General features: G+C 71.0%; 2 protein-coding genes and 1 pseudogene. All 3 read right to left on the reverse strand.

All coding sequences use genetic code 11. The annotated features are described in order from the left end of the window. On the reverse strand, nucleotides 1–1,439 hold a 1,439-nt coding region (locus tag IG74_RS48540), incomplete at its 3' end, for a condensation domain-containing protein (protein ID WP_030689156.1). Beyond that, nucleotides 1,439–4,777: an amino acid adenylation domain-containing protein gene (locus IG74_RS47040; RefSeq protein WP_267885644.1), complete on the reverse strand. Its 3,339-nt coding sequence runs from the start codon at nucleotides 4,775–4,777 to the stop codon at nucleotides 1,439–1,441. The genes IG74_RS48540 and IG74_RS47040, both read right to left, overlap by 1 nt. Then, nucleotides 4,766–5,558 (reverse strand): annotated as a pseudogene (locus IG74_RS54945) (AMP-binding enzyme); the annotation flags it as partial. The gene IG74_RS47040 and the pseudogene IG74_RS54945, both read right to left, overlap by 12 nt.

The raw sequence follows: 5,558 nt of genomic DNA on the forward strand, positions 1-5,558 counted from the left end.
GGCGTCTCACACACCTGCGCCGCCAACAACTCCGTCAACGACACCTCAGGAACAGAACGACCAGTGTCGTTCCACCCACGCACCAGACGATCCCGCTCCACCTCGGCCAGAACCGGGACTTGGGTGACGCGGGCCGACGGGTCAGCGGTGCAGGCGTTCAGTACGTGGATGAATCGGGTACGGAGGTCGTCCACCGTCTCCCGGTCGAACAGGTCCAGCGCATAGGTGATCGACCCCTTCAGTCCGGCGGGGCGTCCCTGCGCGTCGAACTCCTCGCTCAGGTCGAAGGACAGGTCGAACTTGGCCGGGGCCTTGCCGCCGGGCAGCGCGCTGACCTGGAGCCCGGGGAGGTCGAGTACGGCCTGGGCGTTGTTCTGGACGGCCAGCATCACCTGGAACAGGGGGTGGCGCCCCATGGACCGTGTCGGTACGAGCTCCTCGACGAGGCGCTCGAACGGCACGTCCTGGTGGGCGAACGCGCTGAGGTCGGCGTCCCGCACCCGGGACACCAGTTCCGTGAACGACGGGTCCCCGCTCAGGTCCGTGCGCATGACGAGCGAGTTCACGAAGAAGCCGACGAGGTCGTCGAGGGCGTCGTCCATGCGGCCGGCGATGGGCGTGCCGACCGGGATGTCGTCGCCCGCGCCGAGCCGGGAGAGCAGCACCGCGAGACCGGCCTGGAGAACCATGTAGAGGGTGGCGCCCTCCGCGCGGGCCAGTTCGGTCAGCCGCTGGTGCAGCTCCGCGTCGATGCGGAGCTGCACCTGGTCACCGCGGTAGGAGGCCGTCGCCGGACGTGTCCTGGCCGCGGGCAGCTGGAGTTCCTCCGGTACGCCCGCCAGCGTGGTCCGCCAGTAGGCGAGCTGCTCGGCGAGCACGCTCTCCGGGTCGCTCTCGTCCCCGAGGAGGTCGAGCTGCCACATCGTGTAGTCCGCGTACTGGACGGGGAGCGGCTCCCACTGGGGGGCGTGACCCGCGCGGCGTGCGCCGTACGCCTCGGAGATGTCCCGGGCGAGCAGCCCCATGGACCAGCCGTCGCTGGCGATGTGGTGGAGGACGAGGAGCAGTACGTGCTCCTGCGGCGCCAGTTCGTAGAGCCGGGCACGGATGGGAATGTCCGATGCCAGGTCGAACGGCTGGGCCGTGGCCTCGGCGAGGGCCGGGGCCAGGGCGTCCTCCCCCGCCGTCGGGATCACCGGTAGATCGAGGGGCACCGCGTCCGTGTCGAGGATCCGCTGGTGCGGGGTTCCGTCGGCGGCGGGGAACACCGTCCGCAGTACCTCGTGCCGCTCCACCACGTCCCGCAGGGCAGTGTGCAGGGCGGCCACGTCCAACTCACCCCTGAGCCGCAGGGCGGCGGGGATGTTGTACGTGGGGTTCGGGCCTTCGAGCTGCGCCAGGAACCACAGGCGCCTTTGGGCGAACGACAGCGGGATCATCAGTTTTCCTCCTGCATGGGCCTCGGCCGCGGCCGCAGTGCAGGCCGTGCTCTCTTCGTGTTCGTCTGTGCTGCGAGGCGACTCGCGAGTCCGGCCACGGTCGGTGCCTCGAACAGCGTCCTGATCGGCAGCTCGGCGCCCAGGGCGGTGCGGATGCGGCTCACCAGGCGGGTCGCGAGGAGCGAGTGCCCGCCCAGGTCGAAGAAGGAGTCGTCGACTCCCACCTCCGGCAGCCCGAGGACCTCGGCGAACAGGTCGCAGAGCTCCTTCTCGCGCGGTGTGCTCGGCGCCCGGTTCGAACCGGCGATCCGGTAGTCCGGTGCGGGCAGCGCCCGGCGGTCCAGCTTCCCGTTGACGGTCAGCGGAAGGGCGTCGAGCCGCATGACGGCTGAGGGCACCATGTGGTCCGGGAGCTGCTCGCGCACGTATCCGCGTACGGCCGCGGACAGCGCGGAGGCGGACAGGTCCGCCGCCGCGCCGCTGTTCTCCGCCGTCGGGTCCGCGACCACGTAGCCGACGAGACGCTTGTCCCCGGGGGTGTCCTCGCGTACGAGCACGGCCGTCTGGCCGACGAGCGGGTGCGAGGCCAGTACGGCCTCGATCTCGCCGAGCTCGATGCGGAACCCTCGGACCTTCACCTGGTCGTCGGCGCGTCCGACGTAGTCCAGGTGTCCGTCGGCGCGTCGGCGCACGACGTCGCCCGTGCGGTACATCCGCTCGCCGGCCGCTCCGAAGGGGCACGCCACGAAGCGCTCCGCCGTGAGGCCGGGCCGGTGCGTGTAGCCGCGCGCGAGCTGGGCTCCGGCGAGGTACAGCTCGCCGGCGACGCCGACCGGGACGGGGCGCAGGCCGTCGTCGAGCACGTACGTCCGGGTGTTCCACATGGGGCTGCCGATCGGCAGGACCCCGGCGCTCTCCTCTTCCCGCGCGCCCACGGGGTACGCCGTGCAGACCACGGTCGTCTCGGTCGGCGCGTACATGTTCACCAGGGCCGGGGCGTCCTCGGGGTGACGCGCGAACCAGTCGGTGAGGCGCCCGTGGTCCAGTGCCTCGCCGCCGAAGATGACGAAGCGCAGCGCGAGGCGGGAGCCCAGCTCGCGGGCCTCCGCATCGGCCTGGACGAGCTGGTAGAACGCCGACGGCGTCTGGTTGAGCACGGTCACCCGCTCACGGACGAGCAGGTCGAGGAAGCCTCCGGGCGACCGGGAGATCCCGTGCGGCACGACCACGAGGCGGCCGCCGTGGAGCAGGGCGCCCCACATCTCCCAGACCGAGAAGTCGAAGGAGAAGGAGTGGAACCAGGTCCACACGTCGTCCGCGCCGAAGTCGTACCTGCTCTTCGCCGCCTCGAACAGCTGGACCACGTTGCGGTGCGGGACGGCCACCCCCTTGGGGTTGCCGGTGGAGCCCGACGTGTAGATGACGTACGCGGGGTGGTCCGGCAGCAGCGCGCCCCGCCGCTCGGCGTCGGTGAGCTCTCCGGCGTCCAGCCCGGCCAGGGCGGAGACGGTCTGCGGCTCGTCGACGACGACCCGTTCGAGGTCGGCGACGACAGGCAGGCCGCTCGCCGCGGACTGGCTGGTGAGGACGAGGACCGGTCGGGCGTCGCTGAACATGTACGCGATGCGGTCCGCGGGGTACTCCGGGTCCACCGGCACGTACGCGCCACCGGTCTTCAGCACCGCGAGCAGCGCCACCACCAGTTCGGCGGACCGTTCCATGGACACGGCGACCACGGACTCCGGACCCACGCCGCGGGAGATCAGCAGTCGGGCCAGCCGGTTGGTGCGTGCGTCCAGTTCCGCGTACGACAGCTCCGTGCCTTCGAAGGTGACGGCGACGGCGTCCGGGGTGCGCCCGGCCTGGTTCGCGAACAGTCGGGGGAGCGTCGTGACGGGAACCTCGTGCGCGGTGTCGTTCCACCGCGTGAGGAGCTGTCGCTGCTCCGTCTCGTCGAGGACCTGCACCTCGTGGAGGCCGGTGGCTCCGGTCTCCTCTTCGAGCGCGGTGACGAGGTTCGCCGCGGCGGCGTGGATCAGGCCGGTCACCGCCTGCGGCGAGAGGGGTGCGGCGGCCTGGACGACGACGTCGAAGCGGGCACCCGAATCGTCGACGGACACCGTGAGGGGGTAGTTGCTCCGCTCGTGGGCCGAGAGCAGTTCGACGCCTTCGAGGGCACCGCTCATCGTGTCGTCCGGGCCCGTGCTGCCGGCGGTGTTGTGCCGGAAGTTCAGCAGGGAGGTGAACAGCGGAGTCTGCGCGGGCAGGCCCGCGGCCTGCTGGGCGAGGGTGAGCGGGGCGTGCTCGTGGACGAGGAGGTCGGCGAGCTGCTTCTGCATGCCCCGCACGGCCTCACCCACCGACACCCGACCCGTTGGCACACGTACCGGCAGCGTGTTGATGAACAGACCCGGCGTCCGATCGGCTCCCGTACCGGCCTGCATACGGCCGAACAGCACACTGCCGAAGACGACATCGTCACGGCCCGACGTCACGGCGACGACCCGCGCCCACACCAGGTGGAACAGCGTCGCCGGGCTGACGCCGAGACGCCGCGCCTGCTCCCGCAGGCGGGTGGCCACGGCCGTGTCGAGGGTGCTCATGACCTCGTCGACCTCGGTGCCGTCGCCCCGTACGTCGAGGAGACCGTACGGCGCCGTCGGCTCGGTCACTCCGTCGAGCAGCTCGCCGAAGAACCGCTCGTGCTCGGCGCGCGTCACGCCGAGCCGCGCCTGCGCCACGAACTCCCGGAACGGAACCGGGGTGGGCAGCGCGTCCTCCTGGCCCTCCAGGTGGGCGCGCACCTCGGCGAGGAGCAGTTCCAGAGCGGTGTGGTCCTCGACGAGATGGTGGTTCTGGAGGACCATCAGCCAGCGGTCGCTGCCCGGTTCCGCACCGATGTACGCGCGCAGCAGCGGGGCACGGCCGACGTCCATGGCCTTGTCCGCGGTGTCCAGCAGCTGCTCGACCGCGTCCTGGCCCTCGGGGGTCTCGTCGAGTGCGACCTCGTGGACCGGCACTTCGGCGTGGCGGACCACTACCTGCACCGGCTCGCGCAGGCCGTCCCACGCGAAGCCCGTGCGGAGGATGTCGTGCCGTTCCATCACGGCCTTGAGGGCCTCGATGAACCGGTCGACGCGCTGCCGGGCGTCGAACCTCAGCACTGTCTGCTGGAGGTAGACGTCCGTTTCGCCTTCACCGGTCATCAGGTGGTGGAAGAACAGGCCCTCCTGGAGGGGCGCGAGGGGGTAGATGTCGGCGATGTTCGCCGCCCCGCCCGGCACCCGGGTGACGATGCGGTCGATTTCCTCCGCCGTCAGGTCCACCAGCGGCAGCATCTCCGGGGTGATGACCTCGGTGTCCGCCGGGATCAGGTTCTCCGGCACGGCCACCGTGCCCTGGCCGCCCGCGCCGACAGCGGCCGCGAGCCCGGCCACCGTCGGCGTCGCGAACAGACTCCGCACGCTCACGGGCAGACCTCGCTCGCGCAGCCGCTCGATCAGCGACACCGCGAGGAGCGAATGGCCGCCCAGCTCGAAGAAGTTGTCGTCGACACCCACGCTCGGAAGACCGAGTACGTCGGCGAACACCGCGCACAGGATCTCCTCCTGGAGCGAGGCGGGGCCTCGGCCACCGTCGGCGGCCGTGTATTCGGGTGCGGGCAGTGCGCGGCGGTCGAGCTTGCCGTTGACCGTCAGCGGCAGTGCGTCAAGGACCACCATCGCTGCCGGAACCATGTACTCCGGCAGCTGGCCACCCACGTGTGCGCGCAGTACCGCCGTGTCCACCGTGTCCTCGGCCGGGATCACGTAGGCGACCAGGCGCTTGTCTCCGGGCACGTCCTCGCGCACCAGTACCGCGGCCTGGGCCACAGCGGGGTGGGATTCCAACGCCGCCTCGATCTCGCCGAGTTCGATCCGGAAGCCACGGACCTTGACCTGGTCATCCGCGCGCCCCAGGAACTCCAGGTTCCCGTCCGCACGCCAACGCACCACATCACCCGTGCGATACATCCGCTCACCCGCCGACCCGAACGGACAGGCCACGAAGCGCTCCGCGGACAACGCCGGACGACCCAGATACCCACGGGCCAGCTGCGCGCCCGCGACATACAACTCA

This window comes from Streptomyces sp. NRRL B-1347 (genome assembly GCF_000720325.1).
GTDB lineage: Bacteria > Actinomycetota > Actinomycetes > Streptomycetales > Streptomycetaceae > Streptomyces.